We start from the raw sequence: 26,375 nt of genomic DNA on the forward strand, positions 1-26,375 counted from the left end.
AATTCCTCTCAAAGCTCAAGCGCTCTCTCACGCGGCGCGCAACAAAATCCATGCATGGATTTTACAAATTCCGTGCACGGAATTTGGGCCCGCTTAGACGCGATGCCGCGTTTCTATCAAACGGGCAAAGAAAGACGCCCCGATCGGAGCCGCGTCATCGTTAAAATCAAATTCCGGGTGATGCACTGACGGTCCAACTCCCTGGCCCAAAAACAAAAACGCACCGGGTCGCGCCTCAAGCATATAGGAAAAGTCTTCGGCACCCATTTCCGGCGGCAGATCATCAATCACCTGTCCCGACACCTCACGCGCCACATCCGCCGCAAACATCGCCTGTTTTTCGTGGTTGATCGATGGCGGGTAGCTTTTGTCGTAGTCCAGCTCGACCTCCATTTCAAAAGCCGCCCCCTGCCCCTCAACAATGGCGCGGATGCGCTGCTCGGCCAACGCCCTCACCTCTGGCGTCAAACTGCGCGCCGTTCCCGCAATCATCAATTCACCGGGAATCACATTCATGGCTGATCCGCCGTGAAATTGGGTCATCGAGACAACCAAGGCCTCAAGCGGGTCGACATTTCGGCTGACAATGGTTTGCAGGGCCTGTGCAATCGCCACCCCACAGGGAAAGGGATCACGGCAATTGGCGGGATAGGCCGCATGGCCCCCCTTACCGCGAACCGTGATGGTGAAATCATCCACCGCCGCCATGATAGGCCCACCATTTGTGCGAAACTCGCCCAGCTCTCCAAATGGGTCCGTGTGAAGCGCATAAACCTCTTCGATCCCAAACCGTTCCATCACGTTCTCATCTTGGACCATAATCCGCCCGCCACCGATGATTTCTTCGGCCGGTTGGAACAGCAAGACAACCTTGCCGGTGAAATTACGCGTCTCGGCCAAGTATTTCGCAGTGCCCAGCAACATCGCCGTATGCCCATCATGGCCACAGGCATGCATTCGCCCCGGCACTTGGCTGGTATAGGGTCTGCCGGTGGCTTCATCCATCGGCAGCGCATCCATATCGGCCCGCAATCCAGTCACCGGCCCGTCGCCCGTGCCGTTGATCACCGCGACCACTCCACTTGTTGCGATACCTTCATGAACCTCATCCACACCAAATTCGCGCAAACGCGCGGCAACAAAAGCCGCCGTTTTATGACAATCCAACCCAAGTTCCGGGTTTTGGTGGATATGCTGACGCCATCCCGCCATTTCCTCTGCAAAACCCGCAATTCGGTTCACAACTGCCATGGCTGGACTCCTCTGTCTTGATGCCGCATCCCTTTGGTGAACAAAAGCCTTGGGACATGCAATGACCGACGTGACGAAAGACGCCTCTGACAAACTGGTACACACCCCAAACGGCGGCATGCCCCGCCTGATCGAAATCATGCGCCGCCTGCGCGATCCAAACGACGGATGCCCTTGGGATTTGGAACAGGATTTCGCCAGCATCGCCCCCTATACCATTGAAGAGGCCTATGAAGTCGCCGACGCCATTGAGCGCGAGGCTTGGGATGAGCTTAAGGGAGAGCTGGGCGACCTGCTCTTTCAATCGGTATTTCATGCCCAAATGGCCGATGAGGCCGGGTATTTCAACTTTGATGACATCGCCGATACCATGTCGGACAAGATGGTCGCCCGGCACCCCCATGTTTTTGGCGACGAAAACCGGGACAAATCCTCAGACCAACAAACTTTGGATTGGGAAAAGATCAAAGCCGCCGAACGCGCTGCCAAGAAACAAACCGGTGTCTTGGACGGTGTCGCGATGGGCCTACCCGCTTTGATGCGGGCGGTGAAATTGCAAAACCGTGCCGCGCGGGTCGGATTTGATTGGCCCAGCACCGACGAGGTCTTTGACAAACTGGTTGAAGAAATGCGCGAAGTCGAACAATGCGAGACGCCCGAGGAAAAATTCGAAGAGTTTGGGGACTTGATGTTTGTCATGGCAAACTTGGCCAGACACTGGAAAATTGACCCCGAAGCGGCCTTGCGCGCCGCCAATGCCAAATTCACCCGTCGCTTTGAGTATATCGAAGCGGCGTTGGAGGCGCGTGGAAAATCCCCAAAAGACAGTGACCTACAAGAAATGGATGCGCTTTGGGATGCGGCAAAAATCGAAGAAAAAAGTACCTGATAATCATTATCAGGTATTGACCCAAGTAATTTAGTCAGGTTAAGAGACGCGCAACGAAAACGTTGCTTTAGGAGAGCACCATGTTCTTGCGCCTTACCACCGCCCTCACCACCCTGGCCGTTGCCGCACCCGCTTTTGCAGAAGAAATCAACATCTATTCCTATCGTCAGCCCGAGCTGATCGCGCCGCTTACAGATGCGTTTACCGAAGAAACCGGCATCAAAGTCAACGTCGCGTACCTGAAACAAGGTATGATCGAGCGCCTTCAGGCCGAGGGTAGCCGCTCCCCCGCTGACATGATCCTGACCACAGATATTTCGCGCTTGGCCGCCGCCGTAAACGCGGGTCTGACCCAACCGGTTAAATCCGAAGCGCTCGAAGCCAACGTGCCCGCCGCCTATCATGACCCTGACGGTCATTGGTGGGGTCTGACCACCCGCGCGCGGATTGTCTATGCTTCCAAGGATCGCGTCGCCGAGGGCGAAGTCTCCACCTACGAAGATCTCGCGGACCCGAAATGGAAAGGTCGCATTTGCACGCGCTCAGGCACCCATGCCTACACCATCGCGCTTGTATCGGCGATGATCGAACATCACGGTGCCGAGGAGACCAAAACCTGGCTCGAAGGCGTCAAAGCCAACCTCGCACGCAAACCACAGGGCAACGACCGCGCTCAGGTCAAGGCGATCTGGTCCGGCGAATGCGACATCTCGCTTGGTAACACATATTACATGGGCAAAATGCTATCGGACGAAGAGCAAAAAGCTTGGGCCGATAGTGTCAACGTGATCTTCCCCGTGTTCGAAGGGGCCGGCACCCATGTGAACGTCTCTGGTGTGGCGATGACCAAATCCGCCCCGAACCAAGAGAACGCGTTGAAAATGATGGAATTCTTGGCGTCCCCCAAGGCTCAGGAAATCTACGCAGAGGCAAATTTCGAATACCCGATCGCACCGGGCACCGAAGCCGACGCACTGGTCACCGGCTGGGGAAGCTTTACCGCCGATGACGTCAACCTTATGACCCTTGCTGGCCACCGTGCCGAAGCGCTGAAATTGGTCGAAACGGTCGATTTCGACGGGTAAGTCTCGAGACATCGGAAAACATCCCCAGTCACCAGCCTAGCAATAGAAAAGGCCCTCTCACTAACGAGTGGGCCTTTTTCGTGTTCCAACTGACGGGATGGTGGGCGGGGCGGCGTGCCCCTAGGGGCACCAGCGGCGCTCCCATCCAAAAGAAAACGGCGCCCAAAAGGACGCCGTTTCACTGCAAGTCTCAGAGAAGCTTAGGACGCTTCTGTGATGAACTTAACCGCATCGCCAAATGTCTGGATGGTTTCGGCGGCGTCATCTGGAATCTCGATGCCGAATTCTTCTTCGAAAGCCATAACCAGCTCAACAGTGTCGAGGCTGTCTGCGCCAAGATCGTCGATGAAAGAGGCGGCTTCAACAACCTTCTCTTCTTCCACGCTCAGGTGCTCAACAACAATCTTCTTCACGCGATCTGCGATGTCGCTCATGTTCTTTCCTCACTTCTATCAGGCCCGGTCGGCCCGTTTTGCCCTCGCCCCAACGGGGTGGCTTGGTTAGTGCCCCAGCCGGGGGGCTTGGTTTGCCCTTGCGGGCGGCTCGTTCCCCCGGATTTACCGGGCTCGTCTGGATAGAAGGAATCCACCCAAACCTTTTCCTGCGCGCCTATATCACAGGCAGCGGTGATGGCAAATGCTTTCCACCGCCGCAGGGTCAAAACCGTGCTGCGCGGTTACAACATGGCCATGCCACCATTGACATGCAAGGTCGCGCCCGTGGTGTAAGACGCTTCTTTGCTCGAAAGATACAAGACCGCCGCTGCGATCTCTTCTGGTGTGCCCATGCGCCCGGCGGGAACCTGCGTCAAAATCCCCGATTTCTGATCATCTGTCAGCTTGTCAGTCATCGCCGTTTCAATAAATCCCGGCGCAACAGCGTTCACTGTGATCCCACGCGAAGCAACTTCATAAGCCAAAGACTTTGACATGCCGATCACACCGGCCTTGGCGGCGGCATAGTTGCCCTGCCCCGGATTGCCAGTGGCCCCAACCACCGAGGAAATATTCACAATCCGGCCCCAGCGCGATTTCATCATGCCGCGCATCACCCCTTTGCAGAGGCGGAAGGTCGCGGTCATGTTGACCTCAACAACGCTGGCCCATTCATCTTCGGACATGCGCATAAACAGGTTATCGCGGGTGATCCCGGCATTATTGACCAGAATATCAACCGCCCCCATGGCCTCGATGGCTTGCTTGGGTAGGCCGTTCACGGCCTCCGCATCCGAAAGGTTGCAAGGCAACACAAAGGCGCGCTCGCCCAGCTCAGCCGCCAAAGCCTCAAGCGGTTCCACCCGCGTGCCAGACAGCCCGACATTGGCCCCCGCCGCATGCAGCGCTTTGGCGATTTCGCCGCCAATACCACCCGATGCACCGGTGATCAGTGCTGATTTTCCTGTCAGATCAAACATCTCTTATCCTTTCTCCGCCCGCCGTTCCGGGCCCCAAAAGTTTTCTGAAAACTTTTGCAAAACTTTTCGAAAAGTTTTGGTCGCCCAGATTAACCGTTTAGGCTTTCGGCCGCCGCTTTTGCGTCTGCGGCTGTGCCAATATTGCGCAGGGTCGCACCGCGATGGATGCGTTTCACCATGCCGGAAAGGGCCTTGCCCGCGCCAATTTCCCAGAATTCGGTGACATCGCGCGCCACCATCCATTCAACCGACTCGCGCCACCGCACAGAGCCACAAATCTGATCAACCAAAAGCGACCGGATCACGGCCGGGTCATCAATGGCCTCAGCGACAACATTGGCGACCACCGGAACTTTGGGTGTTTCAATATGTGTGGCTTCTAGGGCCTGCGCCATGGCATGGGCCGCGGGCTCCATCAAGGCGCAATGGAAAGGCGCGCTTACCGGCAGCAACAGCGCCCGTTTGGCCCCGGCTTCCTTGGCGATATCAACGGCGCGTTCCACGGCGGCTTTTGAGCCGGAAATCACCACCTGCGCAGGGTCGTTGTCATTGGCCGCAGCGCAAACCTCGCCTTGGGCCGCTTGTTTGGCAACCGCACGCACGGCTTCAAGGTCAAGACCCAGAATGGCGGCCATCGCTCCCTCGCCCACGGGAACCGCGGCCTGCATCGCATTTCCGCGTGCACGCAGCAATTTGGCCGCATCACCAACAGTCAACGCACCGGCCGCCGTCAGCGCCGAATATTCCCCCAAAGAGTGACCCGCAACGAATGACGCCGCCTCGATCGACACTCCTTCGGCCTCTAGCGCGCGCATCGCCGCAATCGAAGTCGCCATTAGCGCCGGTTGCGCATTGGCGGTCAGGGTCAGATCAGCAATGTCACCCTCCCAGATCAGGTCAGACAGCTTTTCGCCAAGCGCCTCGTCGACCTCATCAAAAACCGCTTTGGCTTGGGGATATGCCTCGGCCAGATCGCGGCCCATGCCGATGGATTGGGCCCCTTGACCGGGAAAGATGAAAGCGCGGGTCATGCCTGTCTCCTTAGGTAAAGCTCTTTGTCTCCCCCTGCCCTTACAACTCTGTGCCCCGCCGTGCAACGACAACGCACCAATGCTGTGCATTGGCGGCAATTGCGCGCAGTTTTGCAAAGGGTAAGACCAAGGGATCGTTTCAGGAGTTTGCCCCAGGAGTTTGCTCATGGCCCTCGCCAATACATCATCCCACTACGGGAGCCTTGCCAAAGCCCTTCATTGGCTGACAGCCCTTGGCATTTTTATCATGATCCCCTTGGGCATTGTCGCCAACGGGGCCGCTTCGGATAGCCCCGAGGCGCTTGCATGGAAGGTGCAGCTTTTTTCAGCCCATAAAACTTTGGGCATCACGGTGTTTGCCATCGCCATCGCGCGGATTTTGTGGATGTTCTCGCAACCCAAACCCGCACCTTTGCATCCCGATCGCAAGCTCGAAACCTTTGCGGCCGAAACTGTGCATGTCTTGCTATATGGCTCGCTTGTGTTGGTGCCCCTGTCGGGGTGGGTCGAACATGCCGCCACAACCGGGTTTGCCCCAATCCTGTGGCCCTTGGGTCAAAGCCTACCCTTTGTTCCACAAAGTCCGGAGTTGGCCGACATGGCCGCTGGGGCGCATATTGTTTTGGAACGAGTTTTGGTTGTGTCCTTGCTGCTGCATATCGCTGGGGCGCTCAAACATCGCTTTGTCGACCGCGATGAAACTTTGGCACGGATGTTGCCGGGGCAATCCTCTGAAGCGGCACCAATCACCGCCCCGCACCACAAGGGTCAAAAGCTCGCCCCTATAAGCGCGGCGGTTGTGGTGTGGATTGCAGGGTTTGGGATCGGCTCCGGTTTGGGTCTCTTTGATCACACCGAAATTGCCGCGCCCCAACTCGAAGCCGTTGACACCGAGTGGCAAACACGTGAGGGCACAATCGCCTTGACCATTTCCCAGTTTGGCAGCGCCGTTGCCGGTGGCTTTTCAGATTGGACCGCAAGCATTTCCTTTGACGAAACTGTGCAGGACGGCGTGGCGGGATCGGTTGATGTGACCATCGCTATTGCCTCGATCAGCCTCGGCTCGGTCACCTCCCAAGCGCTTGGCCCAGACTATTTCGATGCACCGTCGTTTCCAACCGCGCAATTCGTGGCCGATATCATCGTCCAAAACGACACCTATGTTGCCAAAGGCACTTTGACGATACGCGACCAAACGGTTCCTCTAGAATTTCCCTTCGACCTAGCCTTGGATGGCAATCAGGCACAGATGCAAGCCGCTTTCGAATTGGATCGTCGCGCTTTTGGCATTGGCGAGGGCAATCAAGACCCCGGTCAGCTTGGATTTGAGGTTGTTGTTGAGGTGTCACTCACTGCAGAGCGTTAACACCCAAGCCAAATCTGGACATAAAAAAGCCCCCGCGACACCAATCGCAGGGGCTTTTATTCATTAGCGATAGTCGCTTACTCGGCTTTCATTGCCTCAACCGAAATCATCAGCTGGACTTCGTCACTGACGTAGGGGGCAAAGGCACCCAAGTTAAACTCGGAGCGGACAACGGTCGTCGTGGCGTCAAAGCCGGCCCAAGGTTTGCCCGCCATCGGGTGGTCGCCCTCTTGGTTCAACTTGGCATCCAAAACAACCGGCTTGGTCACACCGTTCAAGGTCAGGTCGCCGGTGATTTTGGCGGTTGTGTCGCCAGTGACTTCGATGCTTGTCGAGGCGAAGTTCACCATTTCATCTTCGGCAGCGTCAAAGAAATCGGGAGCCATGAAATGGGTGAAACGTTCTTCCCAACCGGTCATCATGGTGCGAACCGGGAAAGAAACGGTAACAGACGACTTGGCAACATCGTCGCGATCCCAGGAGATCTGACCTTCAAAGCCAGAGAACATCCCGTAAGTCGTTGAATAACCGAGGTGGTTGTAGTTGAAAACAATCTGGCTATGGCTTGGGTCGAGCACATAGTTGTCGGCAGCGGTGGCTGCGATTGGGGCGGTGGCCAAAGCGGCAGCAACGAGGGCAAACTTCATGACGCGTTCCTTGTGTGTTCACGAAAAGATGCGACATAGGTGAAGCGTGGTCGCTCTGTGCGCAATTGCCCGATTACCCACAGATTTGGTGCGCATTTCAACAATCACGCGCCCGTGATCGCGAAACGCTTTAGGAACGCGCAACCAACATGCAACATAGTCCGACGATCAGCATGAACAAGGATAGGCCTAGCTTGATCAACAACATCACCGGATCGCCCGAGACGCTCGACACCAACCAGATGCCAAATCCGGCCATGCCCATTGTGCATCCGATGAAAGACAGGATCAGTTTTTGCAAAAACCGCGATGGGGCTGTTAAACGAGGGCCTTGTTTGGCCAACTGTGACATTGCGATATCCATGACGGGTCTCCTTGCCTTCTGACCCTCCCAGAATTTCGTTAAATAAAGACGTAAATTGGGCGGATCAGCGAGGATTTCAGGGCATCCCGATCAAGGCGGCAAAAAGGCCGTTCAAAAGCCGCCCATCGCCCTTGCATGCTTGGCCAAAGCGTGTAGAAGGAGCCATCCTTCGCAAGATAGTTTGAACCGCGCAGTCTCTCGTGGGTTGGGGCGAAAGGATTTAACCCGGCCCTTTGAAATGCGCCTAGATATAAACGGAGAGCACATGCCCCTGTACGAGCATGTCTTTATTTCGCGTCAGGACTTGTCCAACGCGCAGGCCGAGAGCCTTGTAGAGCACTTCACCACAGTTTTGGCTGATAACGGCGGCAAAGTCGTTGAGTCCGAATACTGGGGCGTGAAGACCATGGCCTACAAAATCAACAAGAACCGCAAAGGTCACTATGCCTTCCTGCGTACCGATTCCCCCGCTCCTGCGGTTAAGGAAATGGAACGTCTGATGGGTCTGCATGATGACGTGATGCGCATCCTGACCATCAAGGTCGATGAGCACGCCGAAGGTCCTTCTGTTCAGATGCAAAAGCGTGACGAACGTGGCGACCGCCGCGAACGCCGCCCACGCGACTAACCCAAAGAAGAGGAGCTAAACCATGGCTGCAAAACCGTTTTTCCGCCGTCGCAAAGTCTGCCCCTTCTCGGGCGACAACGCACCTAAGATCGATTACAAAGACACACGTCTTCTGCAGCGCTACATCTCTGAGCGCGGCAAAATCGTTCCTTCCCGTATCACCGCAGTATCCGCGAAAAAGCAGCGTGAATTGGCAAAAGCCATCAAACGCGCCCGCTTCCTCGCCCTGCTGCCCTACGCCGTGAAATAAGGAGAACTGACAATGAAAGTTATCCTTATGGAACGTGTGGCCAAGCTAGGCCAAATGGGCGACGTCGTAGACGTTAAAGCGGGTTACGCACGTAACTTCCTGCTGCTGCAAGGCAAAGCACTGACCGCCTCGAAAGAGAACATCGCTCAGTTCGACGCCCAGAAAGCTCAGCTTGAAGCGCGCAACTTGGAAACCAAAAAAGAAGCCGAAGCGCTTGGCGAAAAACTCGATGGCGAACAGTTCGTCGTGATTCGTTCCGCGTCTGACGGCGGCAACTTGTATGGTTCCGTCACCACCCGTGACGCCGCCGAAGTTGCAACCGCTGCTGGTTTCTCGATTGACCGCAAACAGGTTGTGATCATCGATCCAATTAAAGAGCTGGGTCTGCACACTGTAGATGTTGTTCTTCACCCCGAAGTCACCGTTCAGATCAAAATGAACGTTGCTCGCTCGGAAGAAGAAGCAGAACTGCAAGCCTCCGGCAAGTCGATCCAAGAACTGGCCGCTGAAGAAGAAGCGCAAGCTGAATTCGAAGTGTCCCAGTTGTTTGACGACCTTGGTGCCGCTGCTGACGAAGATGGTGATGATGCACCGGCTCCGGCCGCAGAAGACGACACAGCTTCCGAAGACTGATAGGTCTTTTGAAAAAAATAACCCGCTCGAGGCATCCTCGGGCGGGTTTTTTATTGCTCGGTTTAAACTTGGTATTCCCACATTCGGACCGCTTTAGACCTTAGTTGGAGAGTTCCAACGTTTTCGCACGGTCGTAAACGGATTGGGTCGGAACATTCAGCGTTTCGGCAGTTAACTGCCCCCCACCCTCATACCATAGGCTTTTGAACGCGGCTTCTGGCATCAACAAAGCAAAGGCAAAGCGCCGTGCTTCATTGAACGCCTCAGGGTCCGTTGGGTCATAAAGTGCCTGAATGCCAACATCGGGATGGGCCTTGCGCGTCGGGGGCACATGCAACAACCAATGGCCAAGTCCAGTCGCCGTTGCGAGACGATCATGCCGGGTTTTGGAGTTTTTTGCTAAAAAAATCACCGCGTTACGATCAGCGGGAACATCCAACAGGATATCGTTGGGCAGATCAGAATACTCTACATCCACTTCCAAAGCGCGGCACAACGAATCCAGCGGACCACCGTCTTGCAAAGACAATTGCGGGTTTTGAACCAGAAGCTTGTCAACAATGGCGAGTATCTGATCATCCGTCTTGCCGCAGGTCAAAGGCTCAATATACGGATAATTCGGGTATTTACGGGGCATTCACGACGTCCTACATGGCCAACTTAGAAAAGCGTAGCAGTTTGCTCTTAGTCAGTTAGCACGACAAATCTTTCCGCCCGGTAAATCCCCACATTACGCCAAGCTTCCCATGCAAAATCGTTTAGAAACCATGCAGCTACGGGGAATTTCCTGACAAAACCTCGGCCGGTAAAACCGATTTCAAGGTCATTCCGACCGTCTGAATTAGGGAAAACCAATGGAAAACTTTAAAATCGTTCTTTTAATCAGCGCTATGTCCTTGGGCGCGTGCACCGAACCGATGGATCGCTCCTACGTCACTGACGGCCCACGCAACGCAATGTTTTCACAAGATTTAAAGGGCTGCAAAGAGCTGGCTGCGAATTACCGCCCCGACGCACGTGGCAACGGGGCGCTGATCGGGGCCGCGAGTGGGGCTGTTTTTGGAGCATTGGATAACGAAGACGATGTCGCCGAAGGCGCGTTGGTCGGAGCCGGTGTCGGCGCAATAGCGGGTGTTGCGGCGGCTCAAGATGACCTAAACGTCGAAAAACGGCACGTTGTGATCCGCTGTCTTCAGAACCGCGGTCACAACGTGGTCGGCTAAGTGTTAGGACCCCAGGGCGGCAGCTTTGGGGTTTTATCCAATTTTGATAGCTTCGACTTTATCATTAGTAACTTCCTCACTTCTTTTGAGCAGTTTCAAAGAAATTGCGCGGACAAAAAGGAGGCTGCAATGACGTTCTTTGGCAAACCGCCTCAGAAACAAGACCAACACAATCGCGAGCAAAACGCGTTGTTAAAGATGATCGAGGAAACTCAGGCAGTCATCTATTTTGAGCCGGATGGTACTATCACGAATGCCAACCAAAATTTTCAATCGGCGCTTGGCTACGATCTGACTGAAATCAAAGGTCAGAAACATGCGATGTTTGTTGACCCTGAATATCGACAAAGCTCAGAATACAAAGAATTTTGGGAGGATTTGAGGGAAGGAAAATCCTTTTCTGATCAGTTCCCGCGACGGCGCAAAGATGGGTCCACCATCTGGATTCAAGCAACCTATTCACCGGTGCGAAATGACAATGGAGACATCACCCGCGTAATCAAAATTGCCAGCGATGTGACCGCTCGGCGCACCGGAGTTGGTAGCATCTCAAAGGGGCTTCATCGGCTTCGAGATGGGGATTTAACATATCGCGTTGCCCCCTGTGACGTTCCAGACCTTGATTCGGTTATTGAGGCCTTTAACGAAGCCTGCGACCAGCTGCAGTTTTTGGTATCGCAGGTGAAATCTGGTAACGCGACGATTTCTCAGAGCAGCAGTCTTATGCATCTATCGTCTGAACAGCTTTCGGAACGCACCGAAACACAAGCTGCGACATTGGAGGAAACCGCCGCGGCAATTGAGGCGCTGACCACCCATGCCACCTCTGCTGCTGATAAGGCGCGCAATGTTGATGACATCGCGTCCAATACCCGTGCCGCCGCGCAAGACAGCGGCCAAGTGGTCAAGGATGTGACCGACGCTATGGGACGAATCGAAAAATCGTCCGGGGAAATCTCTCAGATCATCACTGTCATTGACGATTTGGCGTTTCAAACAAACCTTTTGTCGTTGAATGCCGGTGTTGAAGCAGCCCGCGCGGGCGAGGCAGGACGTGGATTTGCCGTCGTCGCAACCGAAGTGCGTGCCCTTGCCCAACAATCAGCCAATTCGGCGCGTGACATCAAACAGCTGATCAACCAAAGCAGCGAACATGTGGCCGAAGGGGCGGAGTTGGTTCAGCAGGCGAGCCGTGAGTTAAACAATATTTTTGAAGGTGTCGGGACAATTTCTAGTCACATCAAAGATATCTCCAGCGGCCTGAACCAGCAGTCTTCGACATTGGCCCAAATTAACACTGCCATCGCTGATTTGGACCACGTGACGCAAAGCAATGCGTCAATGGTTCTGGAAACAACCGAGATCAGCAAATCGTTGCAAAAAGACAGCGCTTCCCTGTCTGATCAGGTTGCCAGTTTCAATACAACGCACTCCGATGCCACCGCTTGGGACACAACCAAAGGAAAAGTACAGCGCGCGTCTTAAACGAAAAAAGCCGCCTGAAATCTCAGGCGGCTCTCTATTAGTGTCAAGCGTTGGCTTACTCGTCGTCGAGCGCTTCCACAGCTTTTTGCAGATCGTCTTTAGAGATCTCTTTTTCGCTCACATTAGCCTGCTCGGCGATGTGATCGATCACTTTGTCTTCAAAGATTGGTGCGCGCAGCTGTTGCTGCATCTGTGGGTTTTCACGCACATAGTCAAAGAACGCACGCTCCTGACCTGGGTACTGGCGCGCTTGGTTCATAATCGCCTGGGTCATTTCAGCTTCTGAAACTTCCACTTCGGCTTTCTGCCCCAGCTCGGCCAACAACAGGCCTAGGCGCACGCGACGCTCGGCAAGTGTGTTGTGCTCGTCCGTTGGCTCGATCTTATCGTGATCGTGGCCTTCGACCTCTGGGTTTTCTTCATGCCACAGCTGGTGGGCAATCTGACCCGCTTCTGCTTCGACCAGCGACGGTGGAAGATCAAAAGAAACCAGTTTATCGAGCTCGTCCAGCATGGCGCGCTTCATCACCTGACGGGCTGCGCCGGTGTATTCCGCTTCCAAACGCTCACGGATTTGACCTTTGAGGCCATCCAGATCTTCGGCACCAAATTTTGTAGCCAGTTCGTCATTGATCTCAGCGGCTTTGGGCGCTTTGACTTCTTTGACTTTCACCTCAAACACGGCGTCTTTACCGGCAAGGTTTTCCGCGCCATATTCCTCAGGGAACTTGACGTTGACGTCTTTTTCGTCACCAGCTTTGACGCCGATCAGCTGCTCTTCGAAGCCGGGGATGAAGGAACCGGAGCCAAGTGCCAGCGGGTAATCTTCGGCGGCACCACCGTCGAATGCTTCGCCGTCAACTTTGCCCAAGAAGTCGATGACAACTTGGTCTTTGTCTTCTGCGGCACCGTCTTTGGTGTCGAATTCCTGCGCGGTTTCGGCCAGAGATGCCAGGGCTTCGTCGACGCTTGCATCATCAGCTTTGACAACCAGTTTCTCAACCGAGATGGCGCTCATGTCGACTTCTGGAACTTCGGGCAGCGCCTCGTAGGACATATCGACATTGATGTCGTCGCCCTCTTTCCAGTCTTCGTTGGTCATCTTGATTTCAGGCTGCATCGCAGGACGATCGCCACTGTCTTCAAAATGCTTGTTCATCGCGCCGTCGATGGTTTCCTGCATGGCTTCGCCCATCAGGCGCTGACCAAACTGCTTTTTCAGCAGAGGCATAGGGACCTTGCCCTTGCGGAAGCCTTTCATTTCGACTTCAGGCTGCGCTTCTACCAGCTTGGCATCAACCTTTGCATCAAGCTCGGCAGCTGTGATCACGATGGAATAGGCGCGCTTCAAGCCTTCGTTCAGGGTCTCGGTGACCTGCATGTTCGTCCTCTTTTCGGCTTGGCCGAGGCGCGCAGCGCCACAGCACATGTATAAATCTGCGCTCTTCTAAGCATGGGCGTCGGCCCGCGCAAGGTCATTTCTGTGCTGAATCGACCTGCAACCGCCCAACCAGGCGTAAATTGTCACTTTCCGCTGCTTCGCGGTCATCAACCGTCGCCTTGAACAAGGTTATACACTCGTGTCGTGAGTTTTGCACAAAGAGGCTGGCACCTTTCGAGAACCATCGCTAATGCGACGAAATGAAGTGCCCAGCCTCATTGTATCCTTCGAGCATAGCAGTCAGCCAAAAACAGTTTTTTGCTGTTATAACCAACCAATTTTGGGAAAGTTTAAACAACAATGCCAGCAAGTCTTAAGGCGGCGTTAACCGCTTGGACTTATCCGTCACTGAAGACCAGATCAGACCACTGAGGCGGACCTTTCAATGCTGCACAGACTGCTTGACCCGAACGCGACGAACAAACTGACACCTCGCAAAAACGAGCGCTATTCAACGTCTGTACCGGCGCAAGTTTCGCAAGGTCATCATGTTGTGCCATGCAAAGTAAAAGATGTTTCTTCGGCCGGTGCCATGGTTGAGTTTCAAGGTGATCCCTGTCCCTTTCAAGAACATCAAATCGTTCGTTTTACTGTCCCTGGACAGGGAACTTGTGAAGCTAACCTGCGCTGGATCGAACCCTTTAAGGCCGGGTTGGAATTTCGGATTTCCGAAGCTGAAAAACAGATTTTGGCGAGCTATTTGGAGACACGGTTAGCGGACCAGTTTTGACCGTCCTATTCAGAGCGACTTGACGGGAAGAAATCCAAGGTTACCCCAGGACTTGTTTTCACAGGGCAAGTCTGAAACACGCATCGCACCTTTTGAAATCAGTGATAATGGTGCGGGTGAAGGGACTTGAACCCCCACGCCTTGCGGCGCCAGAACCTAAATCTGGTGCGTCTACCAATTCCGCCACACCCGCATCCTAAACCGGTGACTCGCATTTCGCTGCTCCGGTCTGGCGGGGTTTAGCAAAGCTTTGACGTAAGTGCGAGAGGAAAATTACAATTAATTTGATCGGATTTAAGCGTAAGAAAAAGCGCGACATTTACTAGTTCTTGCAATAATATGGCGACAATGAGGCAGAAAACATAAGAGGCAATACGCCAATGGAACCGAAAACGGTCCGGCGTGCTCTAGGGGCAGATTCCCACGCGCGCCATATTGCGCCTGAAGACGCTTGTAATGCGTTACCCGCCGGAATGGTGGTTTTAACGTTGGACGGCGCACTTCCGGTAGAATTTTTGAACGAGGGGGATCGTGTGATCTCTCGCAATAGTGGGGTCGCAACGCTTGTTCGGATCAACCGCTATCGCCGCGACATCCCAACCGTTGAAATCCAACACGGAACGTTGGGTGTCTCACGCCCTGAACGCGACGCGCTAATTCCTGCAAATCAAGAGATTCATGTCAGAGATTGGCGTGCCGCAGCATTGTTCGGTGCGGATCAGGCTTTGGTGCCGGCCAGCCGTCTGGTGGATGGAGAGTTCATTCGCGATGCCGGCACAGTTACTTTGGACTTGTTCGAATTGCATTTCGATACACCACAAATCATTTATGCCGATGGTCTGGAGCTGGCATCGGCCACTCAAGTGACCGTGCCAGCCTGACCGTCTAGCACTAGTTTATAGGCCCAAGGATCGAAAAACCTTGGGCAATTGCTCGGGCAAATCTTCGGCAATCAACCCGGGCCCAAAGCTGCGTGCGCTTTCAGAGTGGAGCCACGCCCCGGCTTGCGCAGCTTCAACGGCATTCATTCCGCGCGCCAAAAGGCCTGTGATTACCCCAGCAAGGACATCCCCAGCCCCGGCAGTCGCCAGCCAAGGGGCCGATTGGTCATAGTAAGATGCATTGACTGAACAGTATCCCTCTGATGAGGCAATCACCGTGTCTGCGCCTTTGAATAAGACAACGCATCCGGCCCGCTTGGCCGCCTCGCGCGTGGCCTCGACCTTGGAAAACCCCGGTTCATGTTCGAGTTTGTCAGCAATATCCGGGAACAGCCGGGCGAATTCGCCGCCATGGGGTGTCAGAACACAGTTGTCATGTAAGGATTCAAACAAGATTTCCGGTTTACGTTGAAAGCGGGACAACGCGTCGGCATCAAGCACGGTGCCGCGTTTTGAAGACAGGGTGTTGCGCACCAAATCCGCCGTCGCAGGTCCAAGCCCCAAACCTGGCCCAAGGCAAACCGCATTAATCCGACTATCTTCTAAAAGTTCGGAAAGCCCATGGGTGCCATCAAGCCCCCGCACCATAATGGCGTTCAAATGGATGGCATGTTCGGTCACCGCCCGCATCGGACAGCCAACCGTCACCAGACCGGCCCCGACCCGCAACGCCCCGCGCGCCGCCAAACGCGCGGCCCCACCCTGTCCCGGAGGGCCGGACAAAACCAATGCATGCCCATGATCAAACTTGTGGCCCGAAAGTTTTTGCAATTGTGGGACATGTTTGACCAACGGTCGATCGCGACCAAAAAGCTTGGGCTCCAACAAACGAACATGTCCGGCTTTGGAAACGGGTAGCCCCCAAGGGCTATCGTAGGGCGGTATACCGGTTAGGCGTTTGATCACAATCTTGCCTGTCGGCCCATCACCAGACCCAATAAAATGGCCTAGTTTGGCATTGTGAAAGGTGACGGTTAAATCCGCATGAAACACCCAATCCATGAAACCGGGCCACTCCTGTGCCAGCCCCTCTTTCGGGTCAATATCGGGCAAAAGGATCGCCCCGGTATCAGACGACAAACCGCTTGCAATATCAACCGCAACACATCGACAGGTACGCCCATCTTTAAGTGCTTGCTTTTGCCATTGATCGCGAACCCGACGGAAGATGTCGGCGACAGTCTGCGGAACCGGTCGCGCCAACCCCGTTCCAAAGATCGCATCAACAACAAGGTCCGGTGCCGCCAATTCCTTGAGCTGCTCCCACTCAGTGGTTGCCCCGCCGAGTTCAATCCATTGTTTCTCACATTCAAGCGCATCTTCGGCGGACGCGCTGAGCGGCGCCAATTGCCACAACACAACCTCCCAGCCACACCGTTTCAACAAACGTGCAACAACAAAGCCATCACCGCCATTGTTACCGGGTCCACATAAAACAACCGCCTTCAGCGGCGCGTCATTTTGCCCACCAAACTCCGGGGAGTGCGAGGGGCTGCCCTCTTGCTCCGCTGTGCGCAACAATTCCGGCCATTCTTCAAAAACCGCGTCAACAACGCCCTGCCCGGCGCATTCCATCAGCTCAAGTCCTGTGACGTCCCCGCTCTTGATCGCGGCCTCTTCTATGGCCCGCATCTGCGCCGCCGTCAGCAATTCCGTCATCGTTCAAATCCCCGCGATTCACTTTCGCACATTTTTTAATCATTTCGCCCAATTTGAGGGCGTGATGAATTTTTCAGCACATCAAAACCGACCTGCGTCACCCTATCCGATTGTCCCTGACCAATAGAAGTGGTCTCCCTCAGCCCCAAGAAATGGGATTACATGAGAGGAGCCAAGGCCATGAAAAAGATCGAAGCGATCATCAAGCCATTTAAGCTCGATGAGGTAAAGGAAGCCTTGCAAGACGCCGGCATTCAGGGCCTTAGCGTCGTCGAAGTCAAAGGCTTTGGCCGTCAAAAAGGTCATACCGAGCTGTATCGTGGTGCAGAATATGTCGTCGACTTTCTGCCCAAAGTAAAAATCGAGATCGTTTTGGATGACGATCAGGTCGATGGGGCCGTCGAAGCGATCACATCCGCGGCGAAAACCGACAAAATTGGTGACGGCAAAATTTTTGTCTCCCCTGTTGAGCAAGCCATCCGCATTCGGACTGGCGAATCCGGTTCGGACGCTCTGTAAAACCACATTTCGGGGCGCAGAGGTTTCAACAAAACCATGTCCGCGCCCTGCTTAGATTTCAAGAACAACGCAACCAAGGGAATAGTGATATGAGCGCACAAGATCTGCTCAAGCTGATCAAAGACGAAGACGTCGCATATGTCGACATTCGTTTCACCGACGTACGCGGCAAGCTGCAGCACGTGACCGTCGATGTTGATCTCGTTGACGAAGACTTCCTCGAAGAAGGCTTCATGTTTGACGGCTCCTCCATCGCAGGCTGGAAATCGATTGAAAACTCGGACATGAAACTCATGCCCGACTGTGACAGCGCCTATGTTGATCCGTTCTATGCGGAAAAAACCATCTGCGTTCACTGCTCGATCGTAGAACCGGACACCGGCGAATCTTATGAGCGCGACCCACGTGGTACCGCCCAGAAAGCCGAAGCTTATCTGAAGTCCTCCGGCATCGGCGACGTTGCTTACATGGGCCCAGAAGCCGAGTTCTTCCTGTTTGATGACGTTCGTTTCTCGAACACAATCAACAAGGTATCCTACGAAGTTGATGCAATCGACGCCTCGTGGAACACCGACACCGAATACGAAATGGGCAACACCGGCCACCGTCCGGGCGTTAAGGGGGGTTACTTCCCTGTGAACCCAATCGACGACGCTCAGGACATCCGTTCCGAAATGCTGTCGACCATGAAACGCCTCGGCATGAAAACCGACAAGCACCACCACGAAGTGGCGTCCTGTCAGCACGAGCTGGGCCTGATCTTTGACAGCCTGACCAAACAGGCCGACGAGCTGCAGAAATACAAATACGTGATCCACAACGTGGCTCAGGCGTATGGTAAATCCGCAACCTTCATGCCCAAGCCGATCTACGGTGATAACGGCACCGGCATGCACGTAAACATGTCGATCTGGAAAGACGGCAAGCCCCTGTTTGCAGGCGACAAATACGCCGACCTGTCGCAGGAAGCGCTGTATTTCATCGGCGGTATCCTGAAGCACGCGAAAACGCTGAACGCCTTCACCAACCCATCGACAAACAGCTACAAGCGTTTGATCCCAGGGTTCGAAGCTCCCGTTCTGCGCGCCTATTCGGCTCGCAACCGGTCGGGTTGTGTTCGTATTCCATGGACTGAATCGCCAAAAGCCAAGCGCGTTGAGGCTCGTTTCCCTGATCCAGCGGCAAACCCCTACCTGTGCTTTGCAGCTCTGCTGATGGCTGGCCTTGACGGCATCAAAAACAAGATCGATCCCGGCGAAGCCATGGACAAGAACTTGTATGATCTGCCTGCCGAAGAACTGGCCGGTATCCCAACTGTTTGTGGGTCGCTTCGCGAAGCCATGGAGAGCCTGGAAGCCGATCATGACTTCTTGGTTGCTGGTGACGTGTTCACCAAAGACCAGATCGAAGGCTACATCGCCCTCAAAATGGAAGAGATCGAGCTGTACGAGCACACGCCACACCCTGTTGAGTTCGGCATGTACTACAGCTGCTAATCCATTTTGGATTTCAGATTTGGAAAGGCCTCCGGTTTCCGGGGGCCTTTTCTTTTGACCTCGTTTCTTTGGTCCAAACGCCCGCTCAGCGCCACATTATTGCCTTGAATTTTAATCAACTCATCGCTGTTTTGGGGCATTTTGATGTCAATTCGGGCCTTTCTTGTCAAAACGGCCCTAATCCAACGCCATTTTGACAAAACCAAGGGCGGCGTGACGCAGTCCTGCCCTATTTCCCTCTCCCCTGCCCCAGCACTGCCTTTCTTGCCCACGATACAGGTGTTTCAGGCACCCACCCGCAAAGGAGAGACAGGGCATGCAACGTTCATTGGCCACAACAGCAACCATGATCTTTACAGAAGATCGGTTTGTGTCCCTGTCCAAGGTGGCCGAGATTCTGACCACGGCCCTTTTGCGTGTCAAAGAGGTGGTTGCCGCCGTTGAAACCACGCAAAACTGTGTCATCGTGACCTGCGATCATTTTTGTGCACACCTCGAAGTCGTCTATGGCGATCGCGAAACCAATTTGACCGTTTGTGTTGCCGATCGAAATGACGCGCTACAATCCGACACCGATACCAAACGCGCCCATTTGGCGTTTTTGCTTTTCCCGCTCGCACTGAACCTACCGGTGACGTTCCTTGTTTGGCCAAGTTCGGATGTGCGTATCCCACGCTTGCGGTTCATCGAAGGGTTGGCGGACAGTTTCTCGCCGCATAAAGACGCAATTACACCGCGGGAAAAACCCAAAGATGATTTGCCCAATGAAGACGAGCTGCGCAGCCTGATCCGACAGGCCTCGGGCAGTTTGACCGGAGCAAACAGCCTGGCCCCGCCGCCAGAGCCAAAATCCATGTTTGAACGTCTGGCTGACGCCGCCCGCCCTGTTCTCAGCAGCCTACACTAAGAGTTGGGCCAATGGTGCTTGATGGTTGACGCCATGCTTTCAATAGGCAGGCTTTCCACCCCTGACCGGCCACGGGCAACAAAACCAACTACTGCCAAACCCGTTTGCGGCGTTATCGCATGAACGGCAATTGCATCGGGCACGATAAGGGTTCGCCCATAGGCCTGTTGTTGCGGGAGCGATAGGCTCGGCATCGCCAAATTGATCAATTCAGCACAAAACAAACAGGATTGGGATGACAGATCCATGCGCATATCAAAGGGTTTTCCCAACTGCGCCACCAATGTTGTCAGCGCATAGTCGCGCTCGGACTGATCCAAATCCGGACGTAGCATCGCAACACTATCAACATCAAAAACCTGCTCCGCAGGCGAAAAGGTGACCGCCGGCGGCGTGCTTTCAAAAAACACCTCGCCCTTGCGAATGCGATCATGGTGCGGGCGCAAAGCGGGTAAATCCCAAAGCCCACGCTGACGGAGCTGCGTTTCGGTGCCTAGATAGACCAATGAATGCGAGAAATAGCCCGGAATCAAATAGCCGCTGATCTGGCTTTTGTCGCTGACAAGCAAGATATCCAGCGGACGCAGATACCCCATCACATAGTCCCACGCTTCCGGCTTGTCCTTTAAATAAGGCCGTCGCAAGACTTGCGGCTTGTTCAAAAGAGCGGACTCATCGGCCTTTGGCTCCATGATCGACACCATCGGGTCGGGATAGACTTCAAGCGCAGCGCAGCACGCTTGACCAAGTTCTTTTGCACTTTGCTGATCGTTTGTTGGGGCAACTGTATATGGGGTACATGCCGCCAAAAGCGCCACTCCTCCAATCGCCGCGGCACAGCGAAGCCTTTGCCAAGTCGTCATTGCCTCTCCTTGATCCGACCAGACCATTTTTCGCCACAAAAGATGCGCCGTGGCGGTGGTTTTTACAAGCCGACTGTGCCGCAACCGCTTGCGGCATTTACGTCTGCGAGCCACGACCCAAGTCGCCCAAAGTCAGGAATTCCCCCTTGGCCCTGCGCCCCTAAACCGGTTAACGTCGCGTTGAATTTATACTTATGTCCGGAGAGCCTCATGCGCCGTTTCGTTACCGCCCTTTGCCTTTCACTATTGACCGCAGGCCCCGCGCTCGCCGCCAGCTGCGGCAATGACAGCTCTGGGTTCAACGCCTGGAAAAAGGAATTTGCCCGCGAAGCGCAGGCGGCAGGCGTCAAGCAAAGAGGCATTGATGCGCTTATGGGGGCAAGCTATTCCCACGGCACAATCAAAGCCGACCGTAGCCAAAAGGGTGTGAAGTACAGCTTTGATAAGTTTGTGAAAATTCGCCTCGGATCGCTTGACGGGTTCGCCGCAACGGCCCGCAAACGCAAGGCCCGCAACGCCAACTTCTATGCCAGCCTCGAAAAACGCTATGGTGTGCCCTCCGGTGTAATTATTGCGATCCACGGCATGGAAACCGCCTATGGCAAATTCATGTGGCCCAAAAAGGCCCCGACCGTTGTGTCGTCGATCTTGACCGTTGCCTATGATTGCCGCCGCTCGGCCTTTTTCACCCCCCATGCGATGGCCGCGTTGAAAATGGTCGATCGCGGCATGCTGAGCGCCAACCAAAAAGGCGCCTATCATGGCGAGTTGGGACACACCCAGTTCCTACCGGGCAACGCCATGCGCTACGGCGTTGATGGCAATGGCGATGGGCGTGTTGATTTCTACAAAGAGGCCGATGCGCTTGCCTCGACCGCCAACTTCCTGCGCCAAAAAGGCTGGAAGCCCGGTCAAGGTTACCAAGAAGGTCAGCCAAACTTTCGCGTCTTGAACGAATGGAACGCCGCAACCGTCTATCAACAGGCGATTGCCGCGGCTGCGATCCGCATCGATCAATAAGATTTACGTAGCGTTAACCATTACGGCAAAACGCGTTCGCTAAAATACCGTTAAAATCTTTATTCCGCCTGATTGTTACCCAATTCAGGCGGGATAACAGGTCCTCAAGATGAATGTTATTTCAATGAGGACTCTTATGTACGCCACCGAGTATCCATATGCAGGGTTGATTTTACCCGATGCACAGGATCTGGACCCTCGTCCGTACCTGAACGCCGCGCGACGTGTTCTAGCCAAACTAGACCCACATCCGAACGGCGGATCACGTCTCAATGACACTGCGGATACAGTACGAGGTGGATTTTTCGGCCTCCGCGTTACCCCTCAGGAAGACAGCGACTACGGCCCTCGTATGGTTCTCGAAGTGGTCACTAGCGAAGGCACGCCGACAGAAGACGAAGCCGCCGCACAGATTTTGTCTGACACGGTTCTAAGCGCCCTCAAGGATTCGCCTGCCGACATTATCGAATGGTATTCGCCAGACGTTTTGCTTGATGCCGAAGACTTTGTGCGTCTGCGTAGCTATGTGTCGCCCAAGCGCGGACGGGTAAACCCGACCCAACCTACTCCGCCTGCGGAAACTCGGACCTTGCCCGAACCTGCGCCCTTGTCCGAACCGATCACCGAAACCTTGGTTCTGGGTGACCATTTCGAAGAACAACCGCTGGAACGGGACATTTTAACTGAACTCTATGACACAACCGAGGATGAGCTCGCTGCGCCAGCGGCGACACCGGAACCCGAAGTCTCCGATCAAGCACAAACGTCAAGGCTTAGCGCGGCCAGTTGGTTGATCGCCGCCATAGTCGCCATCATTTCTTTTCCGGTCGGCGTGGCGATGTTCATCATTGGCCTCTATCGCGGCATGGATTTTCGTCTGGTATCGCAGGTGATGGTTGTGACCATTTTGTTCGCGGTTCTCTACAACACCGATCGTCTCAATCTGGTCCTGCGTCAGGTCTTGCAATAAGCCCGCATCGCGTCATCGCGGTTCAAAACAAAGCTGTGGATGGAAAACACCACAGCTTTGGTTTCTGGCAGCCTGAGGATGCATTGCCGTTCGCATCGTAAGTAAGGAGCTGTATCCGGATCTGCCGGAGGGCGCGGATCAGAAACCGCCCGAGGTTGAAACAGGTCCGGGTCGTCGTTCCAAAGCGCGTTCCATCGCCAAAGCGGTTTTTCCGGTCGCACACCGTCGAAAAGCCGCTGAACCCGTTTGGCAATATTCGGATCATACTCATCAACCGCTCCATGAATGTGGGTCAGTGGTCTGTTGATTTTTTCCATCAACATCCAACTGGCTGGAAAGCAGAGCACAGCTGCTGTCATCACATGTTCCGAGTCGGTTTTTTGGAGAATGCAGAAGTCTTCTTGAACTATTTTTCCAATTTTTTCCAGATCACTACCCTGCGATTCCGAAGTGAAACGCAGGGCTGCGCCCGCTGCATGATCTGGATTTTTTCCAGATAGAGGCGGTAGATTCTGCAACACGGTTTCTAAGAGTTCCTCGGCCGCCTCACCCGCACTTTGCGACTGGGCCAAAACATCTTGCGGTCGCTCCGTTATCAACCGTCGCCGAAGGGCCATTTGCTGTTCATAGGTCTCGTCGACATGCAGCCATTCCGCCATCTCCAAGGGCGCAATGCCGGGCAATGGCCTCGGCTTGGAGAGATCAAAAGGCAGGCGGCGATTTACTATCAGGGGTTGTTTAAAGCCAGTTTCAGATGTCATTTTCACCACTCTGGCTACGCGATCCGACATCTCGTTCTACGACTTTGTCGCGCAATCTAAGAACAGAAATGTCGCGCGTATAAATCTCTAAATCCGCTAAGGAAATCCATTTCAACGCTTTGGATTCAGCGGTGAGTTGAACCTCCCAATCATCCGCCTGCATCAAAAAGCGGACATCAAAATGCAGATGCTCTGGCTCCCTAGAAGTTGCAGGAATGCTGTGAATGTCGAGGTCAAAAACGTCGGGCGACAAGAATGAGATGTGCGACAGACCGGATTCTTCATAGGCTTCTTTTTGCGCGACAAACCGCACATCGCAAATCCCGTCACAATGCCCGCCCAGTTGCAGCCATCGGTCCAATTTTGCGTGATGGGTCATCAAAACCGCTCGTTTATCCGGCGACAGGACAAAAGCCGATCCGGTGACGTGACCGCCAATATGAGGGTCACGTGAAAAACTAGCCGCGCCATGTTCGTGTAAGAACGCCGCCAATCGCGCCTTGTCACCCCGTTCGCGGGCGTCATCAAACATAAAACGCCCGATATCGTGCAGATCAGTCATGAATAGACCTCGAAAAGCTTGCCCACAAACCGTGGTGATCCGAACCGGATATGTCCAGACGCGTCACCGTGTTTGCGGTGTCGAGACTTGTTAGAACATGATCGATCCCAATGGGTAAACCGACCATCGGCAAGTAAAAACTCACCATATAAGGGCCAATCCGCTTGGTTCCCGATACGGTTTGCATTTGGCTTAGCGTATGTGACCAGGCCACCGCGTTGAAATCCCCGGCGATGACAATCTGCCCATCCAAGCGTTCCAGATGAGGCAAGATTTGCGTCACATGATGGGCCTGCCCTTTTGGCCAAGGCCAGCTCAGATGAACCGACACCACCCAAATTGGCCCGAACGGCGTTTGCACCTGCATGCCCGCCAGACCATCACGGGTTGAACAAAACCCGCTTCCTGCGATTTTGGGATGGCGGGACAACACGGCCTCGCCTAGATCGTCCCCCAAGGGACAAAGGTGTTGTGACGGGTAATCAGGGCGCAGAGCGTCAAGTATTGGTCGATTGGTGACTGATACTTCTTGAAATGTTACAAAATCTGGCAGCCTTTGACGCACGACATCTATTGCGCCGGCCCCTTTGTCGCCTCGGTTGAACAACAGGTTTTGTTGATACAACGTCAGATCACCGCCGCTTTGCCCCGATGGCATTGCGTTGAAAACATGCACCGCCAGAATTCCAAGACAAAGGGCCGTGACGCCCCAACGGATCAATTTCGGCCAGGTCGACCAAGTGATCGCCAAGGCGCAAATCACGGTAAATTCAACCCGAAACACCGCCAGAGAGTCCCCGACCGGGTACCATTTCCCGGCAAATCCACCCAACACTGTCAGCCCAGCCAGTATTGCAACAGCTTTCACCAAAACCGTCAAACCGCTCACCTTCCCGTCATCAGACCGACACATCCCTTGTGTGCGGCCGCTTTGGCGCTCAGTTTTAGGGCAACGCCACACACATACAATCACAAGATCAGGGGCCGCCCCTGATACAGGATGTCAAATGCCCACTGAACGTATCACTTTCCAAGGCCATGACGGCACGCTTGCCGCCCGGCTTGACCTGCCCGATGGCCCGCACCTGACCACGGCGCTGTTTGCGCATTGTTTCACTTGCGGTAAGGATATTCCCGCCGCACGCCGGATTGCCGCCCGTCTTTCGGCGATGGGGATCGCGGTTTTACGCTTTGACTTCACAGGTTTGGGCCATAGCGAAGGCGAGTTTTCAAACACAACCTTCACCTCAAACGTTGCCGATTTGCGCGCCGCCGCCGCCTATCTGGAAACGCGTGGCATGGCCCCTAGCCTGTTGATTGGCCATTCGCTTGGCGGGGCGGCAGTGTTACGCGCCGCGCCTGATATCGCGTCCGTCAAGGCGGTCACAACCATCGGGGCCCCGTTTGACCCCGGACATGTGACACATAACTTCGGCGATGCGCTTGATGAAATCGCCGCCAAAGGCAAGGCCGAGGTCATGTTGGGCGGACGTCCCGTTACCCTTGGCCATGACTTTGTCAAAGACGTCGAGGCCGAAACGCTTGGTCCGATTATTGCGACAATGAAACGTGCGCTGTTGGTGCTTCATGCGCCACGCGATGAGATCGTCGACATTTCCAACGCGACCGAGATTTTCACCGCTGCAAAGCACCCCAAAAGCTTTGTAACGCTTGATGATGCCGACCATTTGGTCACCGATCCCTGTGATGCGGAATACGCCGCCGACGTGATTTCGGCCTGGGCCGGTCGCTATCTGGACCTGCGTCCACCTGCTCCGCCAATTGGGGCCCCCGAAGGGGTTGTGCGTGTCAAAGAGGCCGACCCCGCCGGGTTTTTGCAGGACATCCAACATGGGCCACATCACCACGCCGTTGCCGATGAACCGCTAGCCTATGGCGGGACCAATCGTGGCATGTCGCCCTATGGGTTTGTCGCCGCGGGTCTTGGGGCTTGTACGTCGATGACGATCCGGATGTATGCGCGTCGCAAAGGGTGGCCGCTTACCGGGATTTCGGTGGATGTGGTACATGACAAGGTTCATGCGCAAGACGCAGAAACCGCCAAAGACACGCGGGTTGATCGCTTTGTGCGCCGGATTTGTTTTGATGGCACTCTGAGCGAGGATCAAATCCAGCGATTGTTGGAGATTGCCGATAAATGCCCGGTGCACCGGACCTTGGAAAAGGGTGCCCAGATCGACACGGAACTGGCGGTATGCCCGTCGGAATAACGCCTTGCG

General features: G+C 54.6%; 30 protein-coding genes and 1 tRNA gene. 16 read left to right on the plus strand and 15 right to left on the minus strand.

Annotation, left to right across the window (positions count from 1 at the left end):
• Positions 1 to 93 precede the first annotated feature (93 nt).
• Positions 94 to 1,251 carry a M20 aminoacylase family protein gene (locus tag Q1A43_RS04095; protein ID WP_299932840.1) on the minus strand — a complete coding sequence of 386 codons (1,158 nt, stop codon included), beginning with the start codon at positions 1,249 to 1,251 and terminating at the stop codon, positions 94 to 96.
• Positions 1,252 to 1,312: 61 nt separating this feature from the next.
• On the opposite strand from Q1A43_RS04095, the gene mazG reads away from it, so the two are divergent.
• Positions 1,313 to 2,140, plus strand: a complete 828-nt coding sequence (mazG, locus tag Q1A43_RS04100) for a nucleoside triphosphate pyrophosphohydrolase (protein WP_299932843.1) — start codon at positions 1,313 to 1,315, stop codon at positions 2,138 to 2,140.
• 80 nt (positions 2,141 to 2,220) lie between these two features.
• Positions 2,221 to 3,225 (plus strand): Fe(3+) ABC transporter substrate-binding protein, encoded by a 1,005-nt coding sequence (locus Q1A43_RS04105; protein ID WP_299932846.1) that lies wholly within the window; start codon positions 2,221 to 2,223, stop codon positions 3,223 to 3,225.
• Positions 3,226 to 3,425: 200 nt separating this feature from the next.
• On the opposite strand, the gene Q1A43_RS04110 is transcribed toward Q1A43_RS04105, so the two are convergent.
• From Q1A43_RS04110 to fabD, 3 genes are all read right to left on the minus strand, one after another.
• Positions 3,426 to 3,659, minus strand: a complete 234-nt coding sequence (locus Q1A43_RS04110; RefSeq protein ID WP_299928226.1) for an acyl carrier protein — start codon at positions 3,657 to 3,659, stop codon at positions 3,426 to 3,428.
• A 242-nt stretch (positions 3,660 to 3,901) separates the two neighbouring features.
• Positions 3,902 to 4,639, minus strand: coding sequence for a 3-oxoacyl-[acyl-carrier-protein] reductase (gene fabG, locus Q1A43_RS04115; protein ID WP_299932849.1), 738 nt, complete (start codon positions 4,637 to 4,639; stop codon positions 3,902 to 3,904).
• An 89-nt stretch (positions 4,640 to 4,728) separates the two neighbouring features.
• Positions 4,729 to 5,670: an ACP S-malonyltransferase gene (gene fabD, locus Q1A43_RS04120; protein ID WP_299928222.1), complete on the minus strand. Its 942-nt coding sequence runs from the start codon at positions 5,668 to 5,670 to the stop codon at positions 4,729 to 4,731.
• A gap of 166 nt (positions 5,671 to 5,836) precedes the next feature.
• Here fabD and Q1A43_RS04125 point away from each other — a divergent pair, with 166 nt between their 5' ends.
• Positions 5,837 to 7,036: a cytochrome b/b6 domain-containing protein gene (locus Q1A43_RS04125; protein ID WP_299932852.1), complete on the plus strand. Its 1,200-nt coding sequence runs from the start codon at positions 5,837 to 5,839 to the stop codon at positions 7,034 to 7,036.
• A 77-nt stretch (positions 7,037 to 7,113) separates the two neighbouring features.
• On the opposite strand, the gene Q1A43_RS04130 is transcribed toward Q1A43_RS04125, so the two are convergent.
• Together Q1A43_RS04130 and Q1A43_RS04135 are read right to left on the minus strand one after the other, a co-directional pair.
• On the minus strand, positions 7,114 to 7,683 hold the full coding sequence (locus Q1A43_RS04130; protein ID WP_299932855.1) for a YceI family protein: 570 nt from the start codon (positions 7,681 to 7,683) through the stop codon (positions 7,114 to 7,116).
• A 130-nt stretch (positions 7,684 to 7,813) separates the two neighbouring features.
• Positions 7,814 to 8,047, minus strand: a complete 234-nt coding sequence (locus tag Q1A43_RS04135) for a hypothetical protein (protein WP_299932858.1) — start codon at positions 8,045 to 8,047, stop codon at positions 7,814 to 7,816.
• Between the two features lie 265 nt (positions 8,048 to 8,312).
• On the opposite strand from Q1A43_RS04135, the gene rpsF reads away from it, so the two are divergent.
• Genes rpsF through rplI form a run of 3 tightly spaced genes read left to right on the plus strand, consistent with a single transcriptional unit; the run spans position 8,313 to position 9,558 of the window.
• Complete coding sequence (gene rpsF / locus Q1A43_RS04140) at positions 8,313 to 8,675, plus strand: 30S ribosomal protein S6 (protein ID WP_299928210.1); 363 nt, start codon at positions 8,313 to 8,315, stop codon at positions 8,673 to 8,675.
• Positions 8,676 to 8,697: 22 nt separating this feature from the next.
• Positions 8,698 to 8,925, plus strand: coding sequence for a 30S ribosomal protein S18 (gene rpsR / locus Q1A43_RS04145; protein ID WP_097802815.1), 228 nt, complete (start codon positions 8,698 to 8,700; stop codon positions 8,923 to 8,925).
• A 12-nt stretch (positions 8,926 to 8,937) separates the two neighbouring features.
• The gene (rplI, locus tag Q1A43_RS04150; RefSeq protein WP_299932861.1) at positions 8,938 to 9,558 is read left to right on the plus strand and encodes a 50S ribosomal protein L9; all 621 of its coding nucleotides are present in this window, start codon (positions 8,938 to 8,940) and stop codon (positions 9,556 to 9,558) included.
• Between the two features lie 100 nt (positions 9,559 to 9,658).
• On the opposite strand, the gene Q1A43_RS04155 is transcribed toward rplI, so the two are convergent.
• The gene (locus tag Q1A43_RS04155) at positions 9,659 to 10,195 is read right to left on the minus strand and encodes an ImmA/IrrE family metallo-endopeptidase (RefSeq protein WP_299928202.1); all 537 of its coding nucleotides are present in this window, start codon (positions 10,193 to 10,195) and stop codon (positions 9,659 to 9,661) included.
• 217 nt (positions 10,196 to 10,412) lie between these two features.
• Here Q1A43_RS04155 and Q1A43_RS04160 point away from each other — a divergent pair, with 217 nt between their 5' ends.
• Both Q1A43_RS04160 and Q1A43_RS04165 read left to right on the plus strand, forming a co-directional pair.
• Positions 10,413 to 10,781: a YMGG-like glycine zipper-containing protein gene (locus tag Q1A43_RS04160; RefSeq protein ID WP_299928199.1), complete on the plus strand. Its 369-nt coding sequence runs from the start codon at positions 10,413 to 10,415 to the stop codon at positions 10,779 to 10,781.
• A 129-nt stretch (positions 10,782 to 10,910) separates the two neighbouring features.
• A complete protein-coding gene (locus tag Q1A43_RS04165) occupies positions 10,911 to 12,266 on the plus strand; it encodes a PAS domain-containing methyl-accepting chemotaxis protein (RefSeq protein ID WP_299932864.1) in 1,356 nt (451 codons plus the stop codon).
• Between the two features lie 55 nt (positions 12,267 to 12,321).
• Here Q1A43_RS04165 and tig read toward each other — a convergent pair whose 3' ends face one another.
• Entirely contained in the window at positions 12,322 to 13,647 is a 1,326-nt protein-coding gene (gene tig, locus Q1A43_RS04170; RefSeq protein WP_299928193.1) for a trigger factor, read from the minus strand.
• Positions 13,648 to 14,092: 445 nt separating this feature from the next.
• On the opposite strand from tig, the gene Q1A43_RS22475 reads away from it, so the two are divergent.
• Entirely contained in the window at positions 14,093 to 14,437 is a 345-nt protein-coding gene (locus tag Q1A43_RS22475) for a PilZ domain-containing protein (protein ID WP_299928190.1), read from the plus strand.
• A gap of 108 nt (positions 14,438 to 14,545) precedes the next feature.
• Here Q1A43_RS22475 and Q1A43_RS04175 read toward each other — a convergent pair.
• A tRNA-Leu gene (locus Q1A43_RS04175) sits at positions 14,546 to 14,630 on the minus strand.
• A 280-nt stretch (positions 14,631 to 14,910) separates the two neighbouring features.
• Between Q1A43_RS04175 and Q1A43_RS04180 the strand changes: the two genes are divergently transcribed.
• Positions 14,911 to 15,318, plus strand: coding sequence for a Hint domain-containing protein (locus Q1A43_RS04180; RefSeq protein ID WP_299928188.1), 408 nt, complete (start codon positions 14,911 to 14,913; stop codon positions 15,316 to 15,318).
• A gap of 15 nt (positions 15,319 to 15,333) precedes the next feature.
• Here Q1A43_RS04180 and Q1A43_RS04185 read toward each other — a convergent pair whose 3' ends face one another.
• Positions 15,334 to 17,037 (minus strand): NAD(P)H-hydrate dehydratase, encoded by a 1,704-nt coding sequence (locus Q1A43_RS04185; protein WP_299932867.1) that lies wholly within the window; start codon positions 17,035 to 17,037, stop codon positions 15,334 to 15,336.
• A 180-nt stretch (positions 17,038 to 17,217) separates the two neighbouring features.
• Between Q1A43_RS04185 and Q1A43_RS04190 the strand changes: the two genes are divergently transcribed.
• Together Q1A43_RS04190 and glnA are read left to right on the plus strand one after the other, a co-directional pair.
• A complete protein-coding gene (locus Q1A43_RS04190) occupies positions 17,218 to 17,556 on the plus strand; it encodes a P-II family nitrogen regulator (protein WP_299928182.1) in 339 nt (112 codons plus the stop codon).
• An 89-nt stretch (positions 17,557 to 17,645) separates the two neighbouring features.
• The gene (gene glnA, locus Q1A43_RS04195; RefSeq protein ID WP_299932870.1) at positions 17,646 to 19,052 is read left to right on the plus strand and encodes a type I glutamate--ammonia ligase; all 1,407 of its coding nucleotides are present in this window, start codon (positions 17,646 to 17,648) and stop codon (positions 19,050 to 19,052) included.
• Here glnA and Q1A43_RS04200 read toward each other — a convergent pair.
• Positions 19,049 to 19,324, minus strand: coding sequence for a hypothetical protein (locus Q1A43_RS04200; protein ID WP_299932873.1), 276 nt, complete (start codon positions 19,322 to 19,324; stop codon positions 19,049 to 19,051). The genes glnA and Q1A43_RS04200 overlap by 4 nt on opposite strands.
• Before the next feature lie 44 nt (positions 19,325 to 19,368).
• Here Q1A43_RS04200 and Q1A43_RS04205 point away from each other — a divergent pair, with 44 nt between their 5' ends.
• Positions 19,369 to 19,959, plus strand: a complete 591-nt coding sequence (locus tag Q1A43_RS04205; RefSeq protein ID WP_299932875.1) for a hypothetical protein — start codon at positions 19,369 to 19,371, stop codon at positions 19,957 to 19,959.
• Here Q1A43_RS04205 and Q1A43_RS04210 read toward each other — a convergent pair.
• Entirely contained in the window at positions 19,956 to 20,822 is an 867-nt protein-coding gene (locus tag Q1A43_RS04210) for a YiiX/YebB-like N1pC/P60 family cysteine hydrolase (protein WP_299932877.1), read from the minus strand. The two genes, Q1A43_RS04205 and Q1A43_RS04210, sit on opposite strands and share 4 nt — an antisense overlap.
• A 210-nt stretch (positions 20,823 to 21,032) precedes the next feature.
• Here Q1A43_RS04210 and Q1A43_RS04215 point away from each other — a divergent pair, with 210 nt between their 5' ends.
• Positions 21,033 to 21,842 (plus strand): lytic transglycosylase domain-containing protein, encoded by an 810-nt coding sequence (locus Q1A43_RS04215; RefSeq protein WP_299928170.1) that lies wholly within the window; start codon positions 21,033 to 21,035, stop codon positions 21,840 to 21,842.
• A 136-nt stretch (positions 21,843 to 21,978) separates the two neighbouring features.
• Positions 21,979 to 22,812: a hypothetical protein gene (locus Q1A43_RS04220; protein ID WP_299932880.1), complete on the plus strand. Its 834-nt coding sequence runs from the start codon at positions 21,979 to 21,981 to the stop codon at positions 22,810 to 22,812.
• Here Q1A43_RS04220 and Q1A43_RS04225 read toward each other — a convergent pair.
• The 3 genes from Q1A43_RS04225 to Q1A43_RS04235 are packed head-to-tail and all read right to left on the minus strand — an operon-like array spanning position 22,797 to position 25,024.
• Positions 22,797 to 23,573 (minus strand): DUF3445 domain-containing protein, encoded by a 777-nt coding sequence (locus Q1A43_RS04225; protein WP_299932884.1) that lies wholly within the window; start codon positions 23,571 to 23,573, stop codon positions 22,797 to 22,799. The genes Q1A43_RS04220 and Q1A43_RS04225 overlap by 16 nt on opposite strands.
• The gene (locus Q1A43_RS04230) at positions 23,563 to 24,135 is read right to left on the minus strand and encodes an NUDIX hydrolase (RefSeq protein ID WP_299932887.1); all 573 of its coding nucleotides are present in this window, start codon (positions 24,133 to 24,135) and stop codon (positions 23,563 to 23,565) included. Before Q1A43_RS04230 ends, Q1A43_RS04225 begins: the two co-directional genes overlap by 11 nt.
• The gene (locus tag Q1A43_RS04235) at positions 24,128 to 25,024 is read right to left on the minus strand and encodes an endonuclease/exonuclease/phosphatase family protein (RefSeq protein ID WP_299932890.1); all 897 of its coding nucleotides are present in this window, start codon (positions 25,022 to 25,024) and stop codon (positions 24,128 to 24,130) included. Before Q1A43_RS04235 ends, Q1A43_RS04230 begins: the two co-directional genes overlap by 8 nt.
• Positions 25,025 to 25,142: 118 nt before the next feature.
• Between Q1A43_RS04235 and Q1A43_RS04240 the strand changes: the two genes are divergently transcribed.
• Positions 25,143 to 26,366, plus strand: a complete 1,224-nt coding sequence (locus Q1A43_RS04240; RefSeq protein WP_299932893.1) for a bifunctional alpha/beta hydrolase/OsmC family protein — start codon at positions 25,143 to 25,145, stop codon at positions 26,364 to 26,366.
• Positions 26,367 to 26,375 lie beyond the last annotated feature (9 nt).

It is taken from the genome of uncultured Pelagimonas sp. (assembly GCF_947498515.1).
GTDB lineage: Bacteria > Pseudomonadota > Alphaproteobacteria > Rhodobacterales > Rhodobacteraceae > Pelagimonas.